The following is a 26,847-nucleotide window of genomic DNA, read 5'->3' as shown; positions in this document are numbered from 1 at the left end:
GCGCCCCTGTTCGCGGGCCCCCTGCGGGCGACGGTCCGGGCCCGCAGGCGGGCCGAGGCCGGGGCGGCCCGGCGCGCGGGGCAGGTTCGCGCAGCGCGCACGGACGTGTCACGGTGAGCGACACAGATCACCGGTCACGGCGTTACATTGCGGCGGGGTAAGTGGGTACGCTCAGTGCGGACCGATTAAGTTACCGCTTAGTAAACGCCTGAGCGGCCGCAGCGTGCGGAAACCTGCGGATCCTCCCCACCTCGCAGGCCCGAGGAGCCCTCCATGCAACTCGCCGCGATCATCGTGTCGCTGGTGCTCGCCGTCGTCGGTGCGGCGCTGTTCTGCCGAGCCGTCGCGCAGATCTTCACCTTCGTGCGCCTCGGCCAGGCCGTCCCCGCGGGCACCCGCACCGACGAACCCGGCGCCCGCACCATGACGGTGGCCAGGGAGTTCCTCGGCCACACGCGGATGAACCGGTGGGGCGTCATCGGCGTCGCGCACTGGTTCGTGGCCGTCGGCTTCTTCTCGCTGATCCTCACGCTGATCAACGCGTTCGGCCAGCTCTTCCAGGCCGACTGGCTGCTGCCCGTCATCGGGAACTGGGCGCCCTACGAGGTCTTCGTCGACCTGATCGGCGTGCTGACGACCCTCGGCATCCTCGTGCTCATCGTCGTCAGGCAGCTGTCCCGGCCCGGCCGCGCCGAGCGCAAGTCCCGCTTCGCCGGCTCCAACTTCGGCCAGGCGTACTTCGTCGAGGCCGTCATCCTGATCATCGGCCTGTGCATCCTGGCGCTGCGCGGCCTGGAGGGCTCGCTGCACCACGAGACGTCGTACACCGTCTCGTACCTGCTGTCCTACCCGCTCGTCGCCGCCTTCCGGGGCCTGAGCACGAGCACCCAGCAGAACCTCGTCTACGCCATCGCACTGGTCAAGATCGGGACGTCCTTCATCTGGATGATCACGGTCGCGCTGAAGACCGACATGGGCGTCGCCTGGCACCGCTTCCTCGCGTTCCCGAACATCTGGTTCAAGCGGCGCGCGGACGGCGGCACGGCGCTGGGCGCCCTGCAGCCGATGGCCAGCGGCGGCAAGGTGATCGACTTCGAGACCGTCTTCGACGACGAGGAGAGCGCCGAGGAGACCGTCTTCGGCGTCTCCCGCATCGAGGACTTCTCCTGGAAGGGCATCCTCGACTTCTCGACCTGCACCGAGTGCGGCCGCTGCCAGTCGCAGTGCCCCGCCTGGAACACCGGCAAGCCGCTGTCGCCCAAGCTGCTGATCATGTCGCTGCGCGACCACGCCCACGCGAAGGCCCCCTACCTGCTGGCCGGCGGCGGCAAGAACGCCGAGGGCGAGGAGAAGGCGAGCGCCGAGCAGCTGGCCGGCGTGCCCGCCGCCGCGCTCGCCGAGGCCGAACGCCCGCTGATCGGCACGCTCGAGGAGAACGGGGTCATCGACCCCGACGTCCTGTGGTCCTGCACCACCTGCGGAGCCTGCGTCGAGCAGTGCCCCGTCGACATCGAGCACGTCGACCACATCGTCGACATGCGCCGCTACCAGGTCATGATCGAGAGCGCCTTCCCGAGCGAGGCAGGGACGATGCTGAAGAACCTCGAGAAGCGCGGCAATCCCTGGGGCCTCGCCAAGAAGCAGCGCCTCGAATGGACCAAGGACCTCGACTTCGACGTGCCCGTCGTCGGCAAGGACGTCGAGGACCTCACCGAGGTCGACTACCTGTACTGGGTCGGCTGCGCGGGCGCGCTGGAGGACCGCGCGAAGAAGACCACGAAGGCGTTCGCGGAACTGCTCCACATCGCCGGCGTGAAGTTCGCCATCATGGGCGGCGACGAGAAGTGCACCGGCGACTCCGCCCGCCGCCTCGGCAACGAGCCGCTGTTCCAGCAGCTCGGCCAGGAGAACGTCATGATGCTGAACATGGCGTTCGGCGAGTCCCTCGACGACGACGGGGCGGTCGAACCCGCCACGAGGAAGCCGAAGGCGTCGAAGAAGATCGTCGCGACCTGCCCGCACTGCTTCAACACCATCGCCAACGAGTACCCGCAGCTCGGGGGCGAGTACGAGGTCATCCACCACACGCAGCTGCTCCAGCACCTGGTGGACGAGGGCAGGCTCGTGCCCGTCACCCCGGTCGAGGGCCTCATCACGTACCACGACCCCTGCTACCTGGGCCGGCACAACAAGGTCTACACGCCCCCGCGCGAGATCATCGCCAAGGTGCCCGGTCTCAGGAACGAGGAGATGCACCGCCACAAGGAGCGCGGCTTCTGCTGCGGCGCGGGCGGCGCGCGCATGTGGATGGAGGAGCGCATCGGCAAGCGCATCAACAACGAGCGCGTGGACGAGGCGCTGTCGCTGAACCCCGACATCGTCTCCACGGCCTGCCCGTTCTGCCTGGTGATGCTGACCGACTCCGTCAACGGCAAGAAGAACGATGGCAAGGCGAAGGAGTCGCTCCAGGTCGTCGACGTGGCGCAGCTCTTGCTCGACTCCGTCAGGACCCCGGCCGGCCCGGAGGACGCACCGCAGGAGGCGGACACGCCGGAGCCCGAACCGGCGAAGTAGCCGGGTCCTCCGGGACGAAGCAGCCGGGCCTTCCGGGGCGCGGTCGAACGGGCCCTTCGGGGCAGGGCGAGGGCCCGCAGGCGCGCGAGACGCGGCTGCGGGCCCTCGGCGCGTCCGGGGGACACGGGGAACACGGGGGACACGGGGCACCGGGGCACCGGGACACCGGGACACCGGGACACCGGGACACCGGGACACCGGGACACCGGGACGAGCGTGGCGGGAGTGGCCCAGCGGTGCGCCAGGGGCGCCTCCCTCCGGAGGCGGCCACCGGCGGCCGCCGCCCGCCGAGCCCGTCACCCGTCGAAGGGGCCGGTCACCCGCCGAAGGGCCGGTCACCCGCCGGCGGTGCCGGCCCCTCGTCGACGGGGCCGTGACCGGACGGCGGTACGGGTCACTCGTCGGCGGGGCCGCGGGCGGCCGGCCGTACGGGTCGCTCGCCGACGGGCCCGGTCACTTGTCGACCGGGTTGAGCACCCACACCGACGAGCTGTTGTTGCTCACCTGGACGGCGGTCCCGCGGATGGCGAGGCGCCCCGTCGGAGGGTAGGCGTGGGCGATGGTGACCGGGCCGTCGGCCCAGCCCTCGATGCGCCAGCGGTCGGCCAGCGCGGCCCGTTCCGCCGCGTCCGGCGACGGGTCCTTGAGGACCGTGGAGTCGCACGCCCTCAGCAGGACGTCGGCCGGATACGTCAGCGCGTCGGGCAGCGTCAGGCAGCGCGATCCCGCTGCGGCCTGCTGGAACTGGACCGTGCCGTCGCCGTGGTTGCGCAGGCTCCACTCCGTGCCGTCGCTGCCGCAGGTGGCGACCTCGTCCCCCGCGAGACAGCGGCCGGTGGCCGCGTCCTTGACGTAGTACGCGCCGTCCACCGCGCTGCCGCTGAGGGTCGTCGCGACGGGACGGGCCGTACCGCCCCTGGCGGCGGCCGGGAGCAGCAGAAGGGGCGCGGCCAGCGCGGCGGCGACGGCGGGCCGTACGAACGACATGGGACCTCCAGGGTGGGGGAACGGGCACCGGCTGCGAACACTCGACGTAGCGGAACCACTACCACGAGCGACGGCACGCGGACCGCAACGACTCCGGAAACCCCCAGGTGGATGTCACAGGACGGACGCAATGGCGTGCCCGTTCGCCGCCTGCGGCGCTCGCGCCGCGCCGGAGCGGGTACGTTCGAGGACGTGGCTGGATTCAGGAACGGACGCGGCCGGGACAACCGCGACCCGCGGCAGCAATCGCAACCTCCCTACCCGCAGGGGCAGGGCGGGCGGCGGCAGCAGCCCCCGCAGTGGCCGGGGACCGGTGCGCCGGCCGGCCAGGGGCAGTTCGGCGGCGGGCAGCAGTACAGCGGTGAGCCGGAGTACTTCGGCGACCAGCAGCAGTACCCGCCGCAGCAGCAGTCCTACGCCCCGCCGCGGGGCGCCTCGCCCCACCCCTACCAGCAGCAGCCCCCGCACCAGCAGGCCCAGTACCAGCAGGGCGGCCACCAGCAGGGCGGGCACCAGCAGCCGCGGTACGAGCCGCAGGGGCCCGTGCCGGGGGGCATACCGTCCGCCGACCCGAACCCCTCCGACAACAACCCGGGGCACACCCAGGTCTTCCGCACGGACGACCCGTACGGCGGCGGCGCGACCTACCGCGCGGGCGCCGCGCCCGCCCCGGTCGGCCCCCGGCTCGGCTGGCGGGACCTGCTCACGGGCATCGTGATGCGCCCCAGCGAGACGTTCCTGCAGATGCGGGACCACCCGGTGTGGGGCCCCGCCCTGATCGTCACGCTGATCTACGGCATGCTCGCGCTGTTCGGCTTCGACGACGCGCGCGACGACGTCATCGGCTCCACGCTGTCCACGGCGATCCCGTACGTCCTCATCACCGGCGCCGCCTTCGTGATCGGCGGGCTGATCCTCGGCGCGGTCACCCACACCCTCGCCCGCCAGCTCGGCGGCGACGGCTCCTGGCAGCCCACGGTCGGCCTCTCCATGCTGATCATGTCGCTGACGGACGCGCCGCGCCTGCTGTTCGCCGCGTTCCTCGGCGGCGACAACGGCTTCGTGCAGATCCTCGGCTGGCTGACCTGGCTGGCGGCGGGCGTGCTGATGACGGCCATGGTGCGCCGCTCGCACGACCTGCCGTGGCCCAAGGCGCTCGGCGCCTCGGCGATCGAGCTGCTGGCCCTGCTGTCCCTGCTGAAGCTCGGCACGTTCTGACGCTCTGACGTTCTGGCGCTCTGACGTTCTTACGTTCTGACGTTCTGACGCTCTGGCGCTCTGATGCTCTGACGTTGCGGAGGTGGGCGGCCCGCGCCGCTCACCGGGCCGGGCCGGGTGGCTCACCGGACCGGCGGCACGAGCGGAACGGCGCACGGGCGGAGGGGCTTCCCTTCGCCCGCTCGGAGGACGGGCCGCGTACGCTGCGGACGACCCACCGTCCCTCGCCTCCCGCACCCTGCCAGCCCTCCCCGCCCTGCCAGCCCTCACGGCCCGCACAGCCGTCACCGCACGAAGGACGCAGCCCCATGCGCGCAGCAACCCCGCAGGTCCACCTGATCGCCCGCCCGGAACTGGACTACGACGAGGTCGCCGCGTACCTGCACGACGTCGGCGGCGCCTCGTGGCTCGAGCGCGTGGACCGGGGCGAGATGGACGACGCGCAGAACCTGGCCGAGTTCGCCGGCCGGATCTGCTACCGCTCCTGGGAGCCGGGGCTCAACCCCAACGTGCGCCGCGTGCGCACCGACCAGTCCGCGTACCTCCAGAACATCCTGGCGTCCGCGCACGGCTCCGTCCTGGAGCACGTCAACTTCACGTTCGTCCTGCACGACGTCAGCCGGGTGGTCACCCACGAGCTCGTGCGCCACCGCGCCGGCACCGCCGTCTCGCAGGAGTCGCTGCGCTTCGTCCGCCTGGACGACCTGCCGTTCTGGTTCCCCGACTGGGCCGAGGAGGACACCGAGCTGCGCGAGCGGGCCGCCGAGCTGCTGGGCCGCATGGAGGAGTTCCAGCGCTGGATGGCGGGCCACTTCGGCCTCGACGAGGAGGGCGTGAACTTCGGCGAGAAGAAGGCGAAGACGTCGTTCATGCGCCGCTTCGCCCCGGAGGGCCTGGCGACGGGTCTCGTGTGGACGGCGAACGTACGGACGCTGCGGCACGTCATCGAGAGCCGCACGTCGAAGGGCGCCGAGGAGGAGATCCGCCTGGTGTTCGGCCGGCTCGCCGAGCTGATGGCCAAGGAGGCGCCGGCGCTCTTCGGCGACTACGAGGTCGAGGACGGCGCCTGGACCCCGAAGTGGCGCAAGGTCTGACGGTCACCACCCGCCCGGGGAGCCGCGGAAGCGGCGCCCCGCACCCCGGGCGTGCCCCATGCCGGGCGCCCGCTCGCGCGTCACGGCCCGCCTCCCCCCGGTCCCGGCCCGGACCGGGCCTCAGGCGTCGAGCACCTGGCCGGAGCGCCGGACCACGGGCGGCTGGACGCTCCAGGCTGACTTGACCACATGACGGTAGTAGCCTGACTCCTGCTCAGATGGCAGCGGGAGGCCCGGCGTGGCGCGCAATGTAGGGATCTACACCCGCATCTCGCGGGACGACGAAGGTGACTCGCTCGGCGTCGCACGGCAGCGTCAGGACTGCGAGCGGCTGACCGACCTCCGATCGTGGCAGGCCGTGAAGGTCTACGAGGACAACGACGTATCCGCGTTCAAGCGCAACGTCGTTCGCGACGAGTTCGAGCTGATGCTCACGGATCTCCGCGCCGGCCTCATTGACGGAGTCGTCGCATACGACCTGGACCGGCTGGCTCGACAGCCACGGGACCTCGAACGCCTCATCGAGGTCTTCGACGACCGTCCCCGCCTTGAATTCGCGACGGTCACGAACGATGTGAACCTTGGAACCCCGGACGGTCGCACCATGGCCCGCATCATGGTCGCGTTCGCCAACAAGTCCTCCCACGACGCCTCCCGAAGGATCAAGCGGAAGCACTTGGAATTGGCCCAGCAGGGCAAGGACAGCGGCGGGCCGGCCCCCTACGGATGGCGGAAGGACGACCGGAGCAAGGTCGACGCGGCGGCAGCCGAAGTCATCCGTGAAGCACAACGCGAGGTCCTTGCCGGCGTGCGCATCGGCACCATCCGCACACGGTGGCAGGAACAGGGCTTCGGGAACCCTCGCGAGGGAACCAAGCGCATGGCTCACCACCACGTCGAGCACATCCTGACCAACCCGCGTCTCGTGGGCTACCGGACCTACCACGGCGAGATCCTTCACGGCGAGGATGGTCGGCCCATCATGGGCGAGTGGGAGCCCATCAACACCCTCGAAGAGTGGGAGGCGGTCTGCTCCGCCGTTGCCGAGCGCAAGCAGAAGCACCCCGGCAAGGCCCTGGCCAGGAAGTATCTGATGTCTGGCATTGCCCGGTGCGGACTCTGCAAGACCAAGATCCGGGGCCAGATCAACCAACGGTGGACACCGGAGTCCAAGGCGGCGAAGTACACCTATCAGTGCTCCGTGGTCAACGGGGGATGCGGCAAGGTCGGGCGGACCGGAGAACCCGTTGACAGGCTCATAGCTCAACTCGTGTTGGAGGAGCAGCGGGCCCGAGCCGCCGTAACGGCGGTGCCGGCCGAAGAGCGGTGGCCTGATGAATCCGAGTTGGAGCAAGTCACACAGGACATCGCCCAACTCGTGGAGGCGGAACGCTCGAAGCAGATCACCGTGGCAACTCTGTTGCAGCTCCTACCGGCCAAGGAGCGGTTGCGCGACGAGTTGAAGTTGAGGCGCGCTCGGTTCTACAAGGAGCAGAAACAGGCCGAGGCGAAGGGGGACACGGCGAACCTGACGGTAGACGAGTTCTTCACTCTCCCGATCGAGCGGCAGCAGGAGATCGTCTTGCACAGCTTGTCCGCCGTGATCATCCATCCGGCGGGACGCGGAAAGCGGAAGTTCGACCCCAGCCTCATCGAACCGGTGTGGCGCTGACGATCAGGCACGGCCCTGTAGAACCAGAGCACGACGCACCCACTCCTCATCCCGCTCAGGGGCCCGCCGAAGATGCAACCGGATCCACTCTTCGGTGGTCATGACCTGCCCGCCGGCCACACTTTCGCTGCCCTTTGAGCGTATGGTCTTTTCACTCATCGAATTCGCCTCCGACGGGCTCCTGACGTGCCATTTCGCGGTTGTGTTGGATGTCGCGGTGGATGTTGGCGGCGAGCCAGGATTCCCCGGGGGTGTGGCCGTGGCCGGCGTAGGTCCAGTGCGCGAGCGTGAGCGTGGTCGACTCCGGGTCGTCATCGGGATCCGGCAGGCCGAGCGCTTCGCATTGCTGGGCGGCCCGGTAGTCGGCGCGGACCTGTCGGAGAGCCCCGAGGGTGGTCGAGTACCGGCGGGACTTCGTGGAGAAGTGGCCCCGAAAGCCGAGCATGTGAGCCCAGCGCCACAGCTTCCGGTCTGGATAGGCCGGGTCGAGTTCGGAGCAGGCTTGGATGAGGCGGCGGGTGTGGTCGGGCAGGTCCGGCAGATTGTCCAGTTCGGACAGCTCCCCGATCCGCCGATCCACGGTCCCCGTCGCCTCAGCGGCCTTGGTGGCGTACTTGGCCACGTAGGAGGCCACGGCCTGTTCGGTGAGGTCTTCACCGTTACCGAAGGCCCCGATGGGCTGCACGTCGAGCTGCGTCCCCCAGCGCAGGACCCGGGCGGGGTGCTCGCCGGAGGCGGGCAGGGCGACCTCAGCGCGGGCAGCAGCGGCCCGCAGAGCGTCGGTGAGGAGGTCGATAGTGGCCCAGGCCGGGGGCGGGGTGTCGGGGCCGTCTGGTCCGTCGAAGCGGATGACGGCGTGGAAGTGGATGGCACCGCGCTTTTGGTACTCCGCGACCTTCCCGTACGAGACTCGGAGCTGTTCTTTCAGTTCGCGTTGGGTGATGCCGGCGCGGGCGGCGAGTTCGCGGGGGAGGTAGATGGTGACGTAGCGCCAGAGGTGTCCGGCGTGGTTGTTCCACAGCACGGCGCCCGCGTAGTCGTAGGTGGCCGGGTCGAGGGCGGTGCCGAGTTCGGGGGCGCCTTCGGGGTGGCGGGTGCCGCAGCGGCAGCGGCCGTTGGCGGGCCGGTTGTGGACGGGGCCGAAGGAGGGGGCGGTGAGGGTGGCGAAGACGCGGGGGTGGTCGCGCACGGTGTGCGGGGTGCCCTTGTTCGGGTCGCCGGTGAGGCCGGCGCGGATGAGGTGGTAGGTGTCCCCGGCGTAGGTCCAGGCGCAGGCCGGGCACCGGGAGGCACGCCGGTTGCCGCACGCGACCCGCAGCCGTCCGCCGGGTTCCTTGTCGGTCGAGTAGGAGTGCAGGACGGTGCCGGTGGTCGGGTCGATGGTCTTGGTGGAGCCGATGAGGTGGATGGGTTCGGAGCAGCCGCCGGTGCGGCGGATCTGTTCTTGCCAGCGCTCGAAGCCGTCCGACCCGGCCACCCTGAACAGGTCGTGGAGGGTGGTCGGGTCGAGGCCCGCCGCCGCGAGGGTGGCGGAGGTGTTCACTGCTGGTTCTCCTTCGGGGTGTGGGCGTCGAGCCAGGCTTCGGCGCACACCTTGTGGACGGGCTTGCCGCGGTCGGAGCGCAGCGGGGTGGGCTTGTCGCACAGCACGCAGGGCTGGTCGCCGGTGTGGTCGTAGTGCTCCGGGGAGCGCCAGTCGAGGAGGGCCATGGGGCTCACCGGCCGGCGCGGGCGAGGGCGGCGGCGGGGAGGGTACGGCCGGTGCCCTGGCAGGCCGGGCAGACCGCCGGGAGGGTGGCGCGGGTGCCGTCGGGGCGGCGGGTGCCGGTGGTGATGTGGACGGTCGGGAAGCCGTCGCAGTGGTGGCAGATGGGCAGCATGGGGGCGTGGTCGGGCATCATGGGGTGTCCCTTTCGGGTCTGTGTGGCTTGGAAGGGGTTGCAGGCGCCCGGCGCGGCGGAAGTTTGGCGACCGAGGCCGCGCCGGGGGCCGTTATCGGTTGCGGCGTCCGTGGCCCTTGGCCACGTACATGGCGGCGTCGGCGGCGGACAGCGCGTCGGTGAGGCGGGGCAGAGCGAGGTCGGTCAGGCGGCAGACGCCGAGCGAGGCCGACACGGGGAGTACGCGGCCGTCGTAGAGGACCGGCCGGCACAGTGCGGCCGTGAGAGCGGGAAGCCCAGCGGTACGCGACTCGGCGGTGACCAGCGCGGCGAACTCGTCTCCACCGAGCCGGGCAGCGACGCCATGTCGGCTGACCCAGGAGGCGAGGCGGAGCCCGGTTGCGGCGATCACGGCGTCACCGGCGGCGTGGCCGTGGTGGTCGTTGATCTGCTTGAAGTCGTCCAGGTCGACCAGGACCGCCACGGCGCCGGGCGAGCGGCGGATGATCCGTTCGGCCCGCGCGGTGAAGCCGCCACGGGTGTGCAAGCCGGTGAGGGGATCGCGGCGGGCGGTGGACAGGCGGCGGGCGAGCAGGCTGCCGTGCAGGGCCCATCCGGTGACCGGGGCCACGGCCGCGAGGAACATCGGGTCCATGGGGCTCACCGGGCCTTGTGCTGGCTGTTGAGCAGGGAGCGGATGACGATGGCGCACACGGCGACCGAGGCCCCCGTGACCGCGACCGCGAGGAGCATCGAGACCAGGACCGTCCCGACCACCAGGACGGCGGCGGTTCCGCCGGCGGCAAGGGCGACGAGGGCGCCGGGCGTGAGCTGAACCGTGGGCCGGGTGGAGACCGGTGCCGGGGTGGGGGTGGTCGGGGTGTGGGTGTGGCCGCAGGTGCAGGCCGGGGTGTGGCCGTCCGAGGTGGGCACGAGGGCGGCCGGCGGTACGACGGTCGGAGCGGGGGCGGTGTCGGGGCGGGGGTACTTCGGCGTGAACACGATGTGCCGTCCTTTCGGGTCAGGGGTTGCAGCGGTGGGCGCGGGCGGCGAGCTCGGCGCCGGCGCGGTCAGGCTTGTCGGTGGAGAACTTGCAGCCGGGGGCGGTACAGGTCGCGGTGTGCTTGGTGCGGCCGTGGCCGTCGTAGTGGGAGCCGACCTGGACAGGGCCGATGCGGAGCAGGTCGTAGAAGCGGCGCGGACGCGGCATGGCGGGGTCCTTCCAGGTCAGGTCAGTTGGGCTACGAGGGAAGCGGCGAGGGGGCCGGGGACGCCGAGGCGGGCGCGCAGGGTGTCCGCGTCGATCGGCCGACCGGTGCTCTCGCGGTGGGCATCAGCGGTCTTGCGGGCGTAGTCGAGGAGCGCCGGGGGCACCGGCGCCGGGTCGGCGGCGGGCAGTTCGGCAGCGGGCGGGGCCGCATCAGGCTCGCGTTCGAGACTGACTTCGGGCGTCGGGATGGGTTCGGGCTCCTCGATCCCCGCCGCCAGGGTGGGTTCGCTGGCGGGGTCGATGAGTTGGTGGACCTGCCGCATGAGGGCGCCGAAGGCGAGCAACGCGGCGGAGGGGGGTACGGCGGCGACGACGTAGTGGAGGAAGGGTTGGCCGGAGCCGACGCCGGCGACGTTGAGGCCGATCGAGCCGAGTGATCCGGCGACGGTCAGGCCGACCGCCCACCAGTCCGTCACCCGCCGCAGGGCGGCCCGGAACATCAGGACTTCGCCGGCCACGATGAACAGGTCGAGCGTGGCGGGCCATGCCCAGGTACGGGCAGTGGACTGGGCCAGGCCGTTGGTCTTGGCGACAGCGGCCAGGTGGGCGTAGGACAGCCAGAACGCTGCCCCGGTCAGGGCCAGGATGACCGCGCCCGCCACGAGGATCGCGGTCCGCTCTACCTCCTGCTTCGTCATCGTCGGGTCCTTTCTCGTGAGGAGGGGGCCGGGCGGTCGAGGGGTGGGCCGCCCGGCGCCCGGGTGGTCAGGTGTTGGGGTCGAGGCCGGAGCCGAGGCAGGTCAGGCACAGGCCCTCCTGTTGGCCGACGACGCGCTGCCGGCGGCCGACGCGGACAGTCCGGGCGACCTGCCCCGAGCCCGTGCACGAGGGACAGACAGGCGGTTCGGCCGGCGCTTTGGCCTTGGTGCGGGTGGTGGTTTTGCGGGCCATGGCGGTGCTCCCTTCCGGTTTCAGGCATGCGGGGGGTAGGGACCTGGCGCGAGACGGTCACGCCAACCGATGGAGCAGGGGTGTTAGTCGGTGATGGGCCGGGGCTTGATCAGCGAGGGGCCCTCGACGGGTGCCGGCGCGTCGGCGGGCACGGTGGGGCGGAACGGCTTGAGGAAGGGCAGTTCCGGGGTGAGGTGGGCGAAGGCGCGGCAGGTGGCAGCGGCTTCGGTGGGGGTGGTTTCGGGGGTGCGGATGCGGGACCAGCCGCCGGAGGAGTCGCCCGCCACGGCGATGCCGGGGCGATCGGCGGGGATGGCGGTGGCGGCGAAGACGGCTTCCGGGGAGATGTCCCCGAGGCCCATCTCTGCGGTCTGCTTGTCGTTGACCCGGTGCACCACACGGCCGGTGAGCTGGGCACGTAGTGCGGTGGCTCCCTTGCCGAGGTCGGAGCCGAAGCGCTGCCCGCACACCTCCAGGAAGATCCCGACCGCACGCGACATCTGCGCAAGACGGACCATCTGCGTCACCATCCGATCCCGCCGTTCCTCTTCCTTGCGGACGGTGGTGAGGAAGAGTTCCGCGACCTCATCCACCAGCACCACCAACGGCACCGGCCGCACCGTCTCCGGCAGCTCCCACAGGTCGGAGACGCCGTGCTCGCTCAGCAGATCGAAGCGGTTCTCCATCTCCGTCACGAGGGCATCGAGCAGGCCGGCCGCCTCATCCCGATTCGTCGCGAGGGCGGACAGGCGCGGGGCGTAGGGGCGCTGCTCGACCCCGCGCTTGCAGTCGATCCCGACCAGGCCGACCGGGTGCTTGGCGAGGCCGGTGACGAGGTTGCGCTGATACATGGACTTGCCCGACTGGTTCGCGCCCAAGGTCAGGTTGTGCGGGATCTTGCGGTAATCCCGCACGAACGCCGACCCGTCCTCCCGCAACGCCACCGGAACCACCATCGGACCCGAAGGGGCCCGGCGGGGCATGCGGACTCGCCGGAGTACGTCGTAGCCCGTCATCCGCAGTTCCACGAAGCCGGGCTTCGTCGTGGTGACGTGCACGGAGTGGACTCCCCAGGCGTGGCGCAGACGCTCGGAGGCAGCCGCCACGTCGGCAGGCTCCAGACCGGCCGGCAGACGCAACGTGACCCGCATCCCCGTCGACGTTCCCCGCACCTGGCGGACCTTCGGCGGAACCGGCTGGACCTCGGAGCGTCGGGCGACGTTGCGGACCAGGAAGGCCCGCAGCCGGGAGGGCTGCACGGTCAGGCCGCACACGTCCATCGTCGAGGAGTAGGTGACCGTGAAGCGGCCTATCGCGATCGGCAGGCCGACCAGCGACCAGTACGCGCGAGGAGCGCGAACCTTCGCATAGCCGATCCCACCCGCGCCGGCCGCGACGCCGGACAGTTCGAGCAGCGTGGACACGTCCGTCACGAGGATCAGACCCCCGCCGTGACCGCAGCCGCCCGGAAGGAGATCCCGTGCCGCTTCTGCCCGTTGAACTCGTTCTCCCAGTCCCGCGCCTTGAGTCCAACCACCGTCACCGGCATACCCGGGGCCAGACCCTCCGGCAGGCCCGTCGACGGCACGGTCACCTGGTAGAGGTTGCCCTCACCCTCGTCCGAGATCAGCAGACCCACCGTCGCGAGCTGCGCACCGGTCTCCCGGTCCACCGCGATCTCACCGGTCTGCTTGTTGACGAGCTTCGGCGTCGGCGCAGTCGCCACGAACACCACAGCGGTCGAGACATCGATCTTGAAGGACGGCATTACTGTCTCCTGAAGTAGGTGACTGTCTTGGCTAGCCATCTGGCTACATGACCAAGGTAGGCATCCTGGCTAGCCATGTCAACACCTGACTGTCCTGGCTGTCCCAATGAGAGTCCGTGCGCGTACGATCGACCCATGACCTTCGTCCCCGACCCGCTTGACCCTGACGACGACCGGCCGCCCTATGAGCAGGTGGCAAGCAGCCTTGGCGCGGCCATCCGGACCAGGAAGTTCGCACCTGGTGAGAAGTTGCCATCGCATAAGGAACTGACGGACGGCTATGGGTTCGCGCGCGCGACGATTCAGCGGGCACTACGCGAGCTGGAAGACGAGGGACTGGTTGTCTCCCGGAAGGGCAGCGGTGTCTTCGTCCGAAACCGCACCGAACGGCCGGCTGGCCTGAGGCCGTACGTTGAGCAGGCGTTTTCCAGTCAGGAAGTCACCATTGACTTCGCCGGATTCTCCAGCGAGACCCTTCACGGCGCGCTGCAAGAGCCCCTGGACAAGATCCGGGTTGGACGACTGACCCCCTCGCGGATCGCGGTTCGCATCCTCGTCCCTGACATGTCGGTACCGCAGGCGGCACCTGTTCGCCGTGAAGATGGCGCGGATGACGAGCGGCTGCGCCAGCGCATGCACGACATCATGCTTGGCTACACGCGAAGCATTCGTGACTCCGTCGCGGAACTCGGTCACCTTGGCTTGGTGCCCGACACGGGGGTTGACGTGCGCGTTCACAGCGGCACCCAGTTCTTCAAGCTGTACGTGATCAACGGAGTCGACGCGTTCTTCGGGTACTACCCGATCAAGCCGAACAGGGTCGTGGCTCAGGGGGAATCCGTCGAGATCTACGACCTGGTCGGGCGAGACACGGTGCTCTTCCATCACTCGGTCAACGACGGCGACTCGTCTGGTGGAGATCAGCAGGTACAGCAGGCCCGCATGTGGTTCGACAGCGTGTGGGAGACCATCGCAAGGGACTTCGACCTTGACAGCCACTGATGCGCTGCGCGAGCCGCTGACTAGTGCCTCCGTCGTTCTCTTCGACTTCGACGGACCCATTTGCGACGTGTTCGCGGGAATGCCGGCGCACCAGATCGCGGTTCGCCTTGCCCAGTTCGCACCGTCAGATCAGTCAGTGCTCAGGTCGAAACTCGCGGGAACTGATGACCCGCTCGAAGTGCTCCGCCTCGCGTACGCCGCTGACATCGAGCTGAGCCGAAAGGTCGAGCAGGCCCTCACTACCGCGGAAGTGGAAGCGGTCCAGGTGGCAGGTAACCCGACCCCAGGAGCAGTCGCGGCACTCACCGGTGCGCGAGCGGCAGGGCAGCGTGTAGGGGTAGTGAGCAACAACTCGGCCGAGTGTGTCCGGGCTTTCCTGGCGCGACACGACCTGTCGGAGTACGTCGAGGAGATCATTGGGCGACCGCAGGAGCGGCCGGACCTGATGAAGCCGCACCCACACTCGCTCATCCGGGCCGCCGAGCTGTTCGGGGTCCCTGCATCTTCGTGCGTCCTAATCGGCGACTCCGTCACGGACATCGAAGCCGCGCACGCGGCGGGGAGCCTCGCAGTCGGCTACGCCAACAAGCCCGGCAAGGCCCGCGCTTTCTCGGACGCCGGCGCAGATGCGATCACCGACGACATGCATGCCATCGCAGAGGCGCTGAGCCGTTCGGGCGGCTGATATACCCGCCTTCGAGCTCTTTCGCAACACTGGGGGCAGCGCAGTGGCCATCTTCGTTCCGTCCACTCTTGACGGGGCTTCAGTCGAGCTGCTCGCAGGGGTGGGGGAAGCTCAGCGAGCTACCCGCCGGACTCGCCACTCAGTCAACGGGTTCGAGGAGCGCGCCGCCAACTTGGCGATTGTGCGTTACAGCGACGATCCCGGTTACTACCTGTTCTACTGCTCTGTGGACTGGGAAGTCCTGACGGACACGTATCACGCGGCGGCACAGGAAGCCGTGAACCAAGCCAACTACGAGTTCGATAACCTCCACTTCCTGCCACGCGCTGAACAGCCCTGATCGCGGCCGGGAGCCAGAGCCGCGCCTTGCGCTGCCCGGAGGTCGCTATGTTGGAATGCCTGCCTGTCGGGCTCGTATAGGCGAAGTGTTACAGGTTTCTCTACCTCATCAAGGCACCCGGCTGCGCTCCGCTCCGCCGGGCGCGCTTCCCGGCTCCGCTCCGGGCGCCGCTCCTGCCTTCGGCCCGCTCCGCCCACGCTGCGCCGACGCGCGCCGACGAGGGGAAGGGGCCGAGGCCATGAAGACGAGGTACCCGAAGCGCCACGGCCGGCCACCGACAGAACATGCCTCCGGCGGGGGCGCTCATGCGTCCGGGGCGGGATGGCCCGTCCTGCGGGTGCCGGCATCGTCGGGGAGAGCGTGGAGGGCTCCCATCCCGACCACCTTCGACCCAGGCAGAGCCGAGCAGACGCGGCCCAGGGCGTCCAGGTCGTTCGTACAGTGGCGCGCTCCACCTGGACGCCCTGAACCACGCCCGCTCCACGGTGTGTGGGTCGAAGGCGGACGGGATGGGAGTAGGTTCGAATGTGGTTTAGGTCACACTCAAAGCCCCAGCCGTCGAGGATATGGGGGCAAGCTTCGCAAAATGGCTGTGGACAGAGCTGTGGAAGCGGGCTACGTAGCTGTGGAAATGCCTGATCACGCTTGGTGTACTACATGTAGTGGTCCTGTGGAAGGCTGAGCACCACATCTTGGGGTTGGCGCATTGCGCTGTGTTGCCCCCCAGTGCTTCACTAAGAGTGCTCAAAGTGAGCAAGCCCCTACCCGGGGCTGACACAGAGCTGTGTCCTCACCAGTTAGGGGCCTGTTTGCGTTTGGCTGCGCGACAGTGACCCTACCTCTACGGGGGAAGAACCCCAAGGGGGAATCTGGCCGAGGCACGCTCGGAATCGAGACTTCATGCCTCAGCCGAGGACGTACCACGTCACCCAGCGACCGGACGGCCAGTGGCAGGCCAAGGCCGCCGACGGCACGAGAGCGTCTGCGGTGGCTCGCACTCAGGCCGGCGCCGATCGACGCGCGGCGGAGATTCTCAGAAACAACGGTGGTGGCGAGCTCGTCAAGCACGGGCGCGACGGCACCATCGTGGACAAGCGCACCATCGCCCCCGGGAACGACCCGTTCCCTCCTCGTGGTTGAAGGTCGGTTGTCAAGCCGAAGCTGATGGGTGACACCAGAGGCTGACACCAACAGCGGCGATCAACGCCGGTCGGCAGCGGACGCGGACACACGCCCCATGTGGGTAGCGCGAGCGCCGACCGGCACCGGGTGGATCGAATGATCGACCTGATAAGGATGAGGCTCTAGCTAGTTCCCCGAGGGGGCGCCACTTGCGTCAGAGTGGTGCCCCTTCTGGCTTTACTCAGCCGCTAAGACCTCGCGAGACCCGTGGCCAGGGGCTCGTGGTGATGCCAGATGAGGTATCGATCTTCTCGACGCAGCTCTGCGGCGCCCCATTCCAGTCGGATCACGCCGGCGTTCATGGAGCAGGCGTAAGCGACGAGGACCAGGCCAACTTCCAGAGGGAGCTGACCGAGGTCCCTGTGGGCTTCGGATTCTTCGAGTTCTTCTAGCCCTAGGTCCAACTCCCCCTGCATGGGTTCTGGCCCGTGGCGTCGAATGAGGTCAGCACGTAGGCCCGTGGCTCGTCGGAGTCTCGCCGCGGTGACAGGTACGTCCGTCTTGGCGTAGCGGATCGGGTAGATCACGTGGTCCGCGACGATCATGACGGTTCGGGCTTGGAGGCGGACCGCAGTTGCGCCTGGGAGGTGTTCGAGGCCGGCGGCGAGCTCCTCGTACTGCACGGCGTGGAGGCCGTGCCCGTACGCCTCCAGTGTTTGGGTGTGCACACCTTGGTGGCCGTTCCGCGCCCGTTCGTGTGCCCGCGACAAGCACGCCGGTATGGCCTCAGCCAGCGCCCCCGCTACCTCACCGAAGGTCTCCTTGGCCCACGGACTGACCATGCCCATCGCCTACCGCCCCTTCCCCCGAGCATCTCGCCCGCCAAAGCAGTACGGCGCCCACCGTCCCGGCCCAGACCTCGAAGCGGTAGTGCGCATCGGGGCGCATCCATGCACAGAGCAGGCGTACAAGCCTTCCGTAAGCCCAAATCGGATGCGGAAATTTGACATCCGATTCGGATGCTTGCATGATCCTTACGGTCGCATGTCGCTGTGAGGTGCGGCAGCTCTCGAAGGAGACCCATGAGCGAGACGCCATCGGACACCGTGGAGTGGCAGCTCAAGCCCGGCGATCAGATCGAACGCAAGGCTCTGCACAGCGCGTTCGGGGGACGGACGCAGGGAGGCATCGGGCCGTCGGCCAAGACGCCCAACGTCTTCGTCTTTACGGACCCCGTCGCCGGCGAGAGGCATGGCTACTACGACGACTGGATGCCGGACGGCCGCTTCCACTACAGCGGCGAAGGCCAGTACGGCGACCAGCGGATGATCTCCGGCAACGCCAGCATCCTGAACCACCAGACTGAAGGACGCGCGCTCCGCGTCTTTCAGGGCGCCCGCGGAAAGGTCACCTACCGCGGCGAGTTCACCGTCGACCAGGAGAACCCCTGGTACTCCGCGGATGCCCCCGAGACCAACGACGGCCCTCTCCGTAAGGTCATCGTCTTCCGGCTCAACCCGGTAGACACCGCCCCCCAGGAGCCCTCCACCAAGCTCGGCCGGCTGCTCGTCTCACACCCCAACCAGGTGGACGACCTCCCCTTGGAGAGGAACGAGAGCGAGACCACGTTCGTCAACCCGAACCAGGAGCCCTACGAGGCCGACCGCAAGGAAGCCCGGCTGGTGAAGGCCTTCGCCGACTACCTGACCAGCAACGGCCACCAGTCCGGCCGGCAGCGCATCCTGCCCCCCGGCGAAAGCCGCCCCCTCTTCACCGACCTCCACGCCAAGGGACTCGGCCTCCTGATCGAGGCCAAGGGCAGCGTCACCCGCGAGAACATCCGGATGGCCATCGGACAGCTCGCGGACTACAGCAGGTTCGTCAACCACACCATCCGCGCCATCCTGCTCCCCTCCGAACCGCGGGAAGACCTCCTTGCCCTGGCCAAGGCCCAGGGCTGCGCCGTGATCTGGCCCGCGGGCAAGGGATTCACCAGCACTAACCCCATGGCCCTCCCCTAGCGGCGAATCTTACTGTGACCGTGCCCTAACCACCGTGCCCAAGGTTCGCATCGAGGCGCGCCGGCATGCCGCACCAGTTCAGAGGGGGGCACCTCCGGATTTCCGGAGTTGGGAAGCGTCGCGCACAGGATTGTCCAGGGAAGTCAACGTCAAGACGAAGACTGTCAGACACCGGCTTGGACCGGCAGAGGGCAGCTCAGACCGGGAGAGGCCAGTTCGGACCGGCTAGGACCGGCTAGGGCCCCGGGCTATAGTCTGGGCTATAGACCTGCAAAATGTAGCTTCCACTTTGGGGCCTCGCTCCGAACGAAACCGCAGGTCACAAGGGCTGGCTCTACGCACAGAGGCCCGACCCTGGTCTTCCCACCAGGATCGGGCCAGTGCATGGAGTCGTTGAGCGGGTCCCGGCCGACTACTACTTGGCCGGGGCCCGCTTCGCTGCCCCTGCCATCGTCCGGCTCACCGCCCTACATCGACGCTCTAGCGCGCCAGCTGCTCCACACAGCCTGCGACTGCCGCGATCGCGGTGAGCAGTGCGATCAAGATCTCGGCCTTGGGGGGCCGTCGCCTTGGGTCGCGCTCCTGCTCTTCTTGATCATCGGGCTTTCGCAGATCTGCCATGTCCTCTTCCGATCCGGTGAAACCAACCCCCCAGACTGGCGGGATCTTCGGCTCGATAGTCCGAAGCTCGGGATGGACCGGAAGTGGACGGCAGAAGCATATCGGTCGGCACCGACAACCCGGTCTCCCGCCAGGTACGGCGCCCCCCAAGTCCCTTAAATTGCCTCCGTGTTCTCCTTGGCCGCATCGCCAGACCTACGTACTACAGGCAAGGTGCTCCACGGGAAGTTGATCCACTCGTCCGTGCGCTTCCACACGTACTCGCACTTGACCTGCGACTGCGACTTCTCGTAGATGACGGCGCTGCGTACCTCGGCGACGTGCTCCACACAGAAGTCGTGCACCAGCTTGAGCGTCTTGCCGCTGTCGGCCACGTCGTCCGCGATCAGTACGCGCTTGTTGCTGAAGTCGACGACGTTCGGCACCGGCGCCAGCATGACCGGCATCGCGAGCGTGGTGCCCACGCCGGTGTAGAACTCCACGTTGACCAGGTGGATGTTCTTGCAGTCCAGGGCGTACGCCAGCCCACCGGCCACGAAGACACCGCCCCGCGCGATGCTGAGCACTATGTCGGGCTCGAAGCCGTCGTCGGCGACCGACTGCGCCAGCTCACGCACGGCCGTGCCGAACTGCTCGTAGGAAAGCTCTTCCCGGGACTGGCTCACGCGTGGCACTCCAAAAACTCAGACATCGGTCCGATGGAAATTGAGATACGACCGCGAGGCCGTCGGCCCCCGCTGGCCCTGGTAGCGCGACCCGTACCGCTGCGACCCGTACGGGAACTCGGCGGGCGAGCTCAGGCGGAACAGGCACAGCTGCCCGATCTTCATGCCCGGCCAGAGCTTGATGGGCAGGGTCGCCATGTTCGACAGCTCCAGCGTGACGTGCCCCGAGAAGCCCGGGTCGATGAACCCGGCCGTCGAATGCGTCACGAGCCCGAGCCGGCCCAGGCTGGACTTGCCCTCCAGCCGCGAGGCGATGCCGTCGGGCAGGGAGATCACCTCGTACGTCGAGGCGAGTACGAACTCCCCCGGGTGCAGGATGAAGGCGTCGTCACCCTCGGGCTCCACGAGCCGGGTGAGGCCGGTCTGCTCCACTGCGGGGTCGATGTGCGGGTACAGGTGGTTCTCGAAGACCCGGAAATACCGGTCGAGCCGCACGTCGATGCTCGACGGCTGCACCATCGAGGGGTCGTACGGTTCGAGGCGGACGCTGCCGGAGTCGAGCTCGGCGCGAATGTCCTTGTCGGAGAGAAGCACGCCCCGAGGATACGCAAAGTGCGCGGGCCGACCCGAACCGGCCGCCCCGCGCACCCTCCGCACACCGCGCGCCCTGCCCTCCCCTGTCCCTGCCCCCAGCCTCGGGGCGAGGAAAACTCAACGAGGGCGGACGGGGCGACGCGCAGCACCACGAGGCCAGGCTGAAGACAGGAGGCGCGAACCATCAGATCTACGGCCTCAGATCCACGGCCTCAGATCCGCGGCCTCAGATCCGCGGCCTCAAATCTGCCGCCTCAGATCTGCTGCTGCCCCAGGGCCAACGCCCCGGCCACGGGCGGCAGGGGCGCCACCTCGGGCGTCGGAGCCGGCACGGGCACCGGGACAGGCACGGCATTGCGCAGCCGCGCGCACCGCGGACACCGGATGAGCCGGCCGGGGCCGATCCTCCCCGCGTCGAGATGCTGCATCGGGAACGATGCGGTGCTGAACACATGGCCTTCGGCACAGCGGACGACAGTGCGCTCCATCAAATCCATCAGGTCCCTTCCCCAAAACGCGGACGAACGCCACATTAGGGGATGATCAGGGCAGGACCGCGCCCGGCACTCCGAGAGCCCAACCTACGCCCAACTCCCGGTCACCACAGCCGCGTCCACCGCTCCCCCACAGCGGATCACCCCCCGAACACCCCTGCCCCCGCACCGCCGCCCCACGGCAGACCGGACGCCACAGCCCTACCCGTACCGCCCCGGCTACCCCAAGATCCATCCGGCACTCGCGGCTGCCCCGACCCACGACAAAGCCCCCACGACGAGCCACAAGAGGGCTGCGCCAGGGGGCAGAGGATGGGGTACAGTACACATCGATACGGCGCCGGAGTCATCGGGCGCCGAGTGCGGGTGTAGTTTAATGGTAGAACATGAGCTTCCCAAGCTCAGAGCGCGAGTTCGATTCTCGTCACCCGCTCCACGACAAACCCCCAGGTCAAAGACCCGGGGGTTGTTTGTTGTCTAGACCTCTCTAAGCGTCGCGTGCCAGATCCGTGCCAGATGCACTCTGAGGCCCGTCCGCCGGCTGTTCCCGGGCGTCCTTCCTCCGCTCCTTCACCAGCCGATCGAGTCCGGCCGCGACCTCCTGCTGACGCTCCACGTCCGAGTGCTGGTACATCAGCGCGGCCCGCTCCGAGGACTGACCGGCGCGCACCATCGTGTCCTTGAGCGTGGCCCCGGATCGGGTGGCGAGAGTGTGTCCGGTGTGGCGGAGGTCATAGAAGCGGAACGTGTCCGGCAGCCCCACCGCGATCCGCGCCTTCCGCCACTTCCGCCCGAAGGTGGACCGCCGGAACGGCTTGCCCTTCTCCCCCACGAACAGGAGTCCGTCAGCCCCCTCCTGCGCATACCAGTCGAGATGCCGCCGTAGTTCGATGTGGAGGAAGGCAGGCAGGACGACGAGCCGCCGACCGGCATCGGACTTGGTGGGGCCCTCCGCCCGACGCCCCGTGGCCAGCTCCGGAGCCGCCCGGCGAACACGAACGGTCATCGCGTCCAGATCGACGTCACGGCGCCGCAACTCTGCCTGTTCTTCCGGCCGCAACGGACCGTACGCAGCTAGGTAGACCATCAACCGCCACCGCGGTCCGAGGGCAGCGGCCAGCGCGTCGACCTGGTCGACGGTGGCAATGGACCGTTCCGCCGCCGACTCCTTACCCGCGCCCCGGATGCGGCACGGATTCCGGCGGATCAGCTCATCCTCAGTGGCCGTCTCCAAGATCGCCTTGAGAAGCCGGTAGCTCTTCGCCACAGTCGTCTCAGCGCCGGTCGCGTCGAGCCGTTCGGAACGCCAACTGCGCACCTTGGGCGGGGTGATCTCGTCAAGGCCCAGCTCACCGAAGGTGGGCAGGATGTGGAGGCGTAGGAGGCGCCGATACAGCTCATCCGTGGTCGCCGACAGCCGCCGTTCCTTGACCCACCGAAGCGCGTACTCCTCGAAGGGCACGGCGCCCTCGTCCGGGTCCTTCCAGTCCCCACGCCGCATCTCGGTTCGCATCTCCGCCAGCCAGTCGTCAGCCTCACGCGACGTCGCGAAGGTCTCGGGCGCCGACCGCATAACGCCATCCGGGCCCGGATACCGCGCCTGGAAACGCCCAGAGGGCAATTTGCGGATAGCGCCGAAGGTGCGCCGCTTGCCCTTGTTGTTCGCCATTACGCGGCCCTCCTGCCGTGAGTCCTGCGACGCTGTGCGGGCGAAACGGTGTTTCGGGTGATGAACTCAGCCAAAGCCCCTTCTGGGATGCGCACGTGGCGGCCGACCTTGACGAAGACGATGCGCCGCTCGGCGACGAGCCGTCGGGGGAAGCGCACCGAGGTACCGAGGCGATCGGCCACCTGCGGAATGGTGAGAAGCCGGTCGCTCATGCTCGCGCCCCTTCCTTCGAGACGCGCACGCCCGCCGCGATCAGGGCCTCATCTGGGGTGTAGCCACGACCGGCGAAGCGCCACCGGCCGACGCTGACGATGGACCGATCCGCCAGGCCGAGGGCGGTCCGTTGCTGCTCGGCGCGATGCTCGGCCCGCGCGGTACGCAGGGCAGTCAGCGTGGTCGAGTAGCGGCGGGACTTGGTGGAGAAGTGGCCGCCGTAGCCGAGCATGTGCGCCCACTTCCGCAGGCCAAGCGGCTCGAACTCCGGCAGCGCACCGAGCCACCAACACGTGCTGATCATGCGCAGCGTGTGGTCCCGGACCGGCAGCGTGGCAAGGTCGGTCGCCCTTCGGATGCGGGTGTCGACGGCGCCGGCCGCCTCCGCTCCCTTGGTTGCGTACTTGGCGATGTACGCGGCCACGGCCGCTGACGTCAGCCGCTCGCCCGCGCCGAACTCCGCGATGGGGCGTACGTCGATCTGCTGGCCGAAGCGCAGCACGCGCGGTCCGATGACGTCCCCGCCGGGTGCGACCAGTCGGACCCGACCCACGGCGTCGTGCACAGCGTCGGTCAGGAGTCGGGTGGTGGCCCAGCCGGGCGGGGGTGAGTCGGGTCCGTCCGGTCCGTCGAGTCGGATGACGGCATGGAAGTGGATCAGGCCGCGCCGCTGGTATTCGGCGACCTTGGCGTACGAGAGCCGCAACAGTCGGGGCAGTTCGGTACGGCTGAGCCCCGACCGTCGGGCAATCTCACGACGCAGTTCCAGGGCGAAGCGATGCCAGAGTCGGCCCGCGTGTGCCTGCCAGAGCACCGCGCCCGCGTAGTCGTAACAGCGCGGGCACATGGCCTCCCCGAGCCGCCGATCACCGTCCGCGTGCCGGATCAGGCAACCGGTCGACACACCATGCGGGCAGTACTCCCCCGCACGCCGAGGACGACATGGACGAGCACGCCCACCCTGCTCACGGCGCCTGTGGACCGGGCCGAAGCCCGGCGCGGTGAGCGTCGCGAACACACGCGGGTGCCCGCCAACTGTCGTCGCGGTGTCCTTGCCACCGACGAGTCCCGCACGGATCAGTTGGTATGTGTCCGCCCGGTAGAGGCCGGCGCAGGTTGGGCAGACGCTCGCACGTCGATTTCCACAGGCTGTGAGCAACCGTCCGCCACGCTCGGCCGAGGCGAAGGAGTGCAGGACCTCACCCGTACCTGCGTCGACGAGGGCAGCGTTACCGACCAGGTGAATCGGGTTGGTGCAGCCGCCCAGGCGGACAATGCTGCCGCACCAGGAACCGAAGTTGCCTTCCGACGCGCGGCCGACGAGAGCGGTTACGGCTTTCGGTGTGGTGTTCATCGGCCGCCTCCGAAAGCCTGGGCCATGACGGTGGCGATGGCTTCGGGTCGGGTCTTGGCGCTGAACCTTAGGGTCGGGTCGGTCAGCCACAGGGCCGCCGCGTGGGCCGGGCAGAGTCGCTGCTCAGCGCCGTCCCGGTCGACCAGGACGACTTCCACGCGCCCGACGCAGGTCGGGTTCTCCGTCTCACGGAGGGCGCAACGGGGCTGTGGAGATTTGCGCCGATGGGTGAGGGTGGTCAAAGTGTGAGTGCTCCTTTCACTGCTGTTCTGGCGGTTGGAGTGGGTTCCTGGCGGGGTCGGGTTTGGCGACTTCGCGCCCCGTCGGGAGCCCTTGATACGGGCGGTCATGGCGTGTCCTTGGGCGGTACAGCCGTCACGCTGTACTCGATCGGGCCGAACCACCTGCGCGCGCAGTAGAAGCCGCGGCCCAGGTCCACGACCGGTGCACCGAGCGGCGCGGCAGCGAACTCCATTCCTTCTTCGCGTGCCGGGTCAGATTCGGCGTCTACGAACACGGTGCAGGCCGGGTGGCGAGGGATGACGACGTCCGGGTTCGCTGCCAGGAAGTCGGCAAGCTCTCGCAGAGCGCCGATGAACTCGGCTCGGTCACCGGACTTGATCACGTACGAGGTCACGTGTGTTCCCCCTTTCGTTCAGAAGCGGAAGAGGCCGAGGACGCCGCCGATGCCGTCGAGGACCGTGCGGACGACCGGAGCCGCCGCTGTGGTGGCGACGAGGAAGCCGAAGACGCCGGAGAGCAGGAAGTCGACCCACCGCAGGTAGCGGATACGCAGCAGGAACCAGATCAGGAGGCCGAGCAGGAGCACGGCCGACATGGTGATCAGCACGGCGGTTGCCTCTCATTCGGTGTCGTCGTCGGGGCGGTCGACCCGTTCGAGGGTCACGGTCAGGCCGGCGGACGGGCCGCCGAGAGCATCGACCAGTTCGGGGATGTACGGGGTCAGGTGCGCGTACTGGGCTGCGGTGGCTTCCGCCTCTGCCTCCGAGACCAGGTGGGAGCGGGCGCGTTCCCAGCCGTCTCCGGAGGCCAGCACGGCCGTCCCGGCCTGTTCAGGTGTGATGGCCTGCGCGGCCTTGAGCGCGTCCGGGTTGAGGTCGCCGAGGGCCATCTCTGCCGTGCCGGGGTCGGCGACCCGGTGACAGACCCTGCCGCCGAGTTGGGCCCGTAGCGCGGTGACGCCCGGTCCCAGGTCGGAGCCGACCCGCTGTCCGGCGACGACGAGGAACACACCGAGCGCTGCGCCGAGTTGGGCCAGCCGGATGAGTGCGGTACCCGCAGCTTGCGCTTCGTCCTTCTCGCCGCGGTTGGCGATCAGGAACAGCTCCGCCAGCTCGTCGACGATCACAACCACGGGTATCGGACGCTTGCCGTCGGGCAGGCCCCAGATGTTGCGGACGTGAGCAGCCCGGCACACCGCCATGCGGCCGAGCGTGAGATCCACCAGCGCGCCAAGGAGCTTCACCGCCTGCCCGCGGTCGGTGGCCAGCGGGAGAGCCGGGGCCCGTACAAAGACAGTTCCATGCCGCCCTTGCAGTCGATGCCCACCAGCGCGACCGGTTGCGGGGCCAGGCCCGCCACCAGTGCGTTGATCAGCGTCGACTTGCCAGACCGGGTCGCGCCGACGATCAGCCAGTGCGGCACCCGCCGCAGGTCGACCACCCACGGCGCCCCCGTCTCCACAGCGCCGACCACGACGCGCAGCAGGTGTCCGGGCCCGCGTTGCTTGGGGATGCGCGGTTCCTTGAGTGGGTCGGCCGCCGAGGCAGTGATGCGGACGACGCCGGGCCGGTACGGGGTCACCCGCACCGCGTGCACCTGCCAGCTCTCCGCCATTGCGGGCGCCGCCTTGACGAAGCTCTCCGGCACCTGCCCCGGCAGCAGCCGCACCAGGAACCAGAAGCCGCCCGGGGTGGGACGTATGAAGCTCCGCCACGGCACACGCGGTTGTGGAGGTGGTGCGCCCTTGCCGACCAGGCCGGAGACCACGATCAACGCAGCCTTACGGCTCACGGCCAGGCCGCACCCGGCCATCAACGGCCGCCAGGTACGCGAGACCCGTACGCAGGCGAACGGGAAGCCGAGCACGAGCCACCAGGCCACGGGGTAGCGGCGGCGCAGCGCCGGGCCCGCGATGAGCAGGCCCAGCACCAGCGCAACGGCCACCACGAAAGCCCAGCCCAGCCAGGTTGTCCCGGGCGCGGGGGTGGAGGCCAGGAGGGTCACTGTCCGGCCCCCTTGCCCGCCGGAGCGTTGAGGGGCTTGATCTCGGCAGCGCGGAAGGCGACGCCGTGCCGACCGTCGTTCTCCCACGGGGTGGCCACCAGGTCGCGGACCTGGACGGGCATCCCGAGCTGAACGCCGGCCGGCTCACCGGCCACGCTCACGTTGACAACCTCGGCCGTCGCCCCCGCCATGAGGCACAGGCCGACCTGGAAGACCGTCTTGCCAGTGTCGCGGTCAACGCGGAGCTGACCGGTTTCCCGGTTGGCGACGCGCGGAGCCGGAGGGACGGCACAGATGATCCCGGTGAACTTGCTTGTGTCGATCGGAAGGCTTGCCACTGCTTGAACTCCCTTGCCGTGACGACCCGAAGGGCATCCCTTCGGGATGACTACCACCCGTAGTACGGGCGTGAGTCACAAGAGTGCAACCCGTAGTACGGGTTGTCAAGCAGCTTGGAGTGAGGGAC

Annotated in this window: 30 protein-coding genes, 1 tRNA gene and 1 pseudogene; 10 read left to right on the top strand and 22 right to left on the bottom strand. The window is 69.0% G+C overall.

What is annotated here, in order from left to right; genetic code table 11:
* Positions 1–273: 273 nt before the first annotated feature.
* A complete protein-coding gene (locus L1885_RS01690; protein ID WP_235795120.1) occupies positions 274–2,574 on the top strand; it encodes a (Fe-S)-binding protein in 2,301 nt (766 codons plus the stop codon).
* 453 nt (positions 2,575–3,027) lie between these two features.
* Here L1885_RS01690 and L1885_RS01685 read toward each other — a convergent pair whose 3' ends face one another.
* Complete coding sequence (locus tag L1885_RS01685; RefSeq protein ID WP_235795119.1) at positions 3,028–3,561, bottom strand: ricin-type beta-trefoil lectin domain protein; 534 nt, start codon at positions 3,559–3,561, stop codon at positions 3,028–3,030.
* Between the two features lie 192 nt (positions 3,562–3,753).
* Between L1885_RS01685 and L1885_RS01680 the strand changes: the two genes are divergently transcribed.
* The 3 genes from L1885_RS01680 (at position 3,754) to L1885_RS01670 (ending at position 7,545) form a co-directional block, all read left to right on the top strand.
* Entirely contained in the window at positions 3,754–4,779 is a 1,026-nt protein-coding gene (locus L1885_RS01680; protein ID WP_235795118.1) for a Yip1 family protein, read from the top strand.
* Positions 4,780–5,087: 308 nt separating this feature from the next.
* Entirely contained in the window at positions 5,088–5,873 is a 786-nt protein-coding gene (thyX, locus tag L1885_RS01675) for an FAD-dependent thymidylate synthase (RefSeq protein ID WP_235795117.1), read from the top strand.
* Between the two features lie 238 nt (positions 5,874–6,111).
* Positions 6,112–7,545 (top strand): recombinase family protein, encoded by a 1,434-nt coding sequence (locus L1885_RS01670; RefSeq protein ID WP_235795116.1) that lies wholly within the window; start codon positions 6,112–6,114, stop codon positions 7,543–7,545.
* Positions 7,546–7,696: 151 nt separating this feature from the next.
* On the opposite strand, the gene repSA is transcribed toward L1885_RS01670, so the two are convergent.
* From repSA to L1885_RS01620, 10 genes are all read right to left on the bottom strand, one after another.
* The gene (gene repSA / locus L1885_RS01665; protein ID WP_235795115.1) at positions 7,697–9,088 is read right to left on the bottom strand and encodes a replication initiator protein RepSA; all 1,392 of its coding nucleotides are present in this window, start codon (positions 9,086–9,088) and stop codon (positions 7,697–7,699) included.
* Positions 9,085–9,255: a hypothetical protein gene (locus L1885_RS01660; protein ID WP_235795114.1), complete on the bottom strand. Its 171-nt coding sequence runs from the start codon at positions 9,253–9,255 to the stop codon at positions 9,085–9,087. The genes repSA and L1885_RS01660 overlap by 4 nt, the downstream gene beginning before the upstream one ends.
* A gap of 5 nt (positions 9,256–9,260) precedes the next feature.
* Positions 9,261–9,443 (bottom strand): hypothetical protein, encoded by a 183-nt coding sequence (locus L1885_RS01655; protein ID WP_235795121.1) that lies wholly within the window; start codon positions 9,441–9,443, stop codon positions 9,261–9,263.
* 94 nt (positions 9,444–9,537) lie between these two features.
* Positions 9,538–10,080: a GGDEF domain-containing protein gene (locus tag L1885_RS01650; protein ID WP_235795113.1), complete on the bottom strand. Its 543-nt coding sequence runs from the start codon at positions 10,078–10,080 to the stop codon at positions 9,538–9,540.
* A 5-nt stretch (positions 10,081–10,085) separates the two neighbouring features.
* On the bottom strand, positions 10,086–10,427 hold the full coding sequence (locus L1885_RS01645) for a SpdD protein (RefSeq protein WP_235795112.1): 342 nt from the start codon (positions 10,425–10,427) through the stop codon (positions 10,086–10,088).
* A gap of 19 nt (positions 10,428–10,446) precedes the next feature.
* A complete protein-coding gene (locus tag L1885_RS01640; protein WP_235795111.1) occupies positions 10,447–10,635 on the bottom strand; it encodes a mobile element transfer protein in 189 nt (62 codons plus the stop codon).
* 17 nt (positions 10,636–10,652) lie between these two features.
* Positions 10,653–11,333 carry a DUF2637 domain-containing protein gene (locus L1885_RS01635; protein WP_235795110.1) on the bottom strand — a complete coding sequence of 227 codons (681 nt, stop codon included), beginning with the start codon at positions 11,331–11,333 and terminating at the stop codon, positions 10,653–10,655.
* Between the two features lie 67 nt (positions 11,334–11,400).
* Positions 11,401–11,586, bottom strand: a complete 186-nt coding sequence (locus tag L1885_RS01630; RefSeq protein WP_235795109.1) for a hypothetical protein — start codon at positions 11,584–11,586, stop codon at positions 11,401–11,403.
* Positions 11,587–11,669: 83 nt separating this feature from the next.
* Entirely contained in the window at positions 11,670–13,019 is a 1,350-nt protein-coding gene (locus tag L1885_RS01625; RefSeq protein ID WP_235795108.1) for an FtsK/SpoIIIE domain-containing protein, read from the bottom strand.
* Positions 13,020–13,024: 5 nt separating this feature from the next.
* On the bottom strand, positions 13,025–13,354 hold the full coding sequence (locus tag L1885_RS01620; RefSeq protein WP_235795107.1) for an SCO3933 family regulatory protein: 330 nt from the start codon (positions 13,352–13,354) through the stop codon (positions 13,025–13,027).
* Positions 13,355–13,489: 135 nt separating this feature from the next.
* On the opposite strand from L1885_RS01620, the gene L1885_RS01615 reads away from it, so the two are divergent.
* The 4 genes from L1885_RS01615 to L1885_RS29340 all read left to right on the top strand — a co-directional run bounded on the left by L1885_RS01615 (position 13,490) and on the right by L1885_RS29340 (position 16,521).
* The gene (locus L1885_RS01615; RefSeq protein WP_235795106.1) at positions 13,490–14,356 is read left to right on the top strand and encodes a GntR family transcriptional regulator; all 867 of its coding nucleotides are present in this window, start codon (positions 13,490–13,492) and stop codon (positions 14,354–14,356) included.
* Positions 14,343–15,041, top strand: a complete 699-nt coding sequence (locus L1885_RS01610) for an HAD family hydrolase (protein ID WP_235795105.1) — start codon at positions 14,343–14,345, stop codon at positions 15,039–15,041. The genes L1885_RS01615 and L1885_RS01610 overlap by 14 nt, the downstream gene beginning before the upstream one ends.
* 43 nt (positions 15,042–15,084) lie before the next feature.
* Positions 15,085–15,381 carry a hypothetical protein gene (locus L1885_RS01605; protein ID WP_235795104.1) on the top strand — a complete coding sequence of 99 codons (297 nt, stop codon included), beginning with the start codon at positions 15,085–15,087 and terminating at the stop codon, positions 15,379–15,381.
* A 900-nt stretch (positions 15,382–16,281) separates the two neighbouring features.
* The gene (locus tag L1885_RS29340; protein ID WP_235795103.1) at positions 16,282–16,521 is read left to right on the top strand and encodes a DUF2188 domain-containing protein; all 240 of its coding nucleotides are present in this window, start codon (positions 16,282–16,284) and stop codon (positions 16,519–16,521) included.
* A 230-nt stretch (positions 16,522–16,751) separates the two neighbouring features.
* Here the strand turns inward: L1885_RS29340 and L1885_RS01595 are convergent, their stop codons facing one another.
* A complete protein-coding gene (locus tag L1885_RS01595; protein WP_235795102.1) occupies positions 16,752–17,351 on the bottom strand; it encodes a hypothetical protein in 600 nt (199 codons plus the stop codon).
* 234 nt (positions 17,352–17,585) lie between these two features.
* Between L1885_RS01595 and L1885_RS01590 the strand changes: the two genes are divergently transcribed.
* Complete coding sequence (locus L1885_RS01590) at positions 17,586–18,524, top strand: SRA domain-containing endonuclease (protein WP_235795101.1); 939 nt, start codon at positions 17,586–17,588, stop codon at positions 18,522–18,524.
* Positions 18,525–19,300: 776 nt separating this feature from the next.
* Here L1885_RS01590 and L1885_RS01585 read toward each other — a convergent pair.
* The 3 genes from L1885_RS01585 to L1885_RS01575 all read right to left on the bottom strand — a co-directional run bounded on the left by L1885_RS01585 (position 19,301) and on the right by L1885_RS01575 (position 20,901).
* Positions 19,301–19,810, bottom strand: a complete 510-nt coding sequence (locus L1885_RS01585) for a phosphoribosyltransferase (protein WP_235795100.1) — start codon at positions 19,808–19,810, stop codon at positions 19,301–19,303.
* Positions 19,811–19,828: 18 nt separating this feature from the next.
* Entirely contained in the window at positions 19,829–20,404 is a 576-nt protein-coding gene (dcd, locus tag L1885_RS01580) for a dCTP deaminase (protein WP_235795099.1), read from the bottom strand.
* 254 nt (positions 20,405–20,658) lie between these two features.
* Positions 20,659–20,901 (bottom strand): hypothetical protein, encoded by a 243-nt coding sequence (locus L1885_RS01575; RefSeq protein WP_235795122.1) that lies wholly within the window; start codon positions 20,899–20,901, stop codon positions 20,659–20,661.
* 359 nt (positions 20,902–21,260) lie between these two features.
* Between L1885_RS01575 and L1885_RS01570 the strand changes: the two genes are divergently transcribed.
* Positions 21,261–21,334, top strand: a tRNA-Gly gene (locus L1885_RS01570).
* 51 nt (positions 21,335–21,385) lie between these two features.
* On the opposite strand, the gene L1885_RS01565 is transcribed toward L1885_RS01570, so the two are convergent.
* The 7 genes and pseudogenes from L1885_RS01565 to L1885_RS01535 form a co-directional block, all read right to left on the bottom strand.
* Positions 21,386–22,567: a tyrosine-type recombinase/integrase gene (locus tag L1885_RS01565; protein ID WP_235795098.1), complete on the bottom strand. Its 1,182-nt coding sequence runs from the start codon at positions 22,565–22,567 to the stop codon at positions 21,386–21,388.
* Positions 22,567–22,779: an excisionase family DNA-binding protein gene (locus L1885_RS01560; RefSeq protein ID WP_235795097.1), complete on the bottom strand. Its 213-nt coding sequence runs from the start codon at positions 22,777–22,779 to the stop codon at positions 22,567–22,569. Before L1885_RS01560 ends, L1885_RS01565 begins: the two co-directional genes overlap by 1 nt.
* Positions 22,776–24,134, bottom strand: coding sequence for a replication initiator (locus tag L1885_RS01555; protein WP_235795096.1), 1,359 nt, complete (start codon positions 24,132–24,134; stop codon positions 22,776–22,778). The genes L1885_RS01560 and L1885_RS01555 overlap by 4 nt, the downstream gene beginning before the upstream one ends.
* A gap of 346 nt (positions 24,135–24,480) precedes the next feature.
* A complete protein-coding gene (locus tag L1885_RS01550) occupies positions 24,481–24,771 on the bottom strand; it encodes a hypothetical protein (RefSeq protein WP_235795095.1) in 291 nt (96 codons plus the stop codon).
* An 18-nt stretch (positions 24,772–24,789) separates the two neighbouring features.
* Positions 24,790–24,984, bottom strand: coding sequence for a hypothetical protein (locus tag L1885_RS01545; protein ID WP_235795094.1), 195 nt, complete (start codon positions 24,982–24,984; stop codon positions 24,790–24,792).
* Positions 24,985–24,996: 12 nt separating this feature from the next.
* Positions 24,997–26,381, bottom strand: a pseudogene (locus L1885_RS01540) (FtsK/SpoIIIE domain-containing protein).
* A complete protein-coding gene (locus tag L1885_RS01535) occupies positions 26,378–26,719 on the bottom strand; it encodes an SCO3933 family regulatory protein (protein ID WP_235795093.1) in 342 nt (113 codons plus the stop codon). The pseudogene L1885_RS01540 and the gene L1885_RS01535 overlap by 4 nt, the downstream one beginning before the upstream one ends.
* Positions 26,720–26,847 lie beyond the last annotated feature (128 nt).

Source organism: Streptomyces fuscigenes, assembly GCF_021556455.1.
Classification (GTDB): domain Bacteria; phylum Actinomycetota; class Actinomycetes; order Streptomycetales; family Streptomycetaceae; genus Streptomyces; species Streptomyces fuscigenes.
Note: the sequence above shows the minus strand (reverse complement) of the source record. Positions and strands in the feature narration are given on the sequence as shown.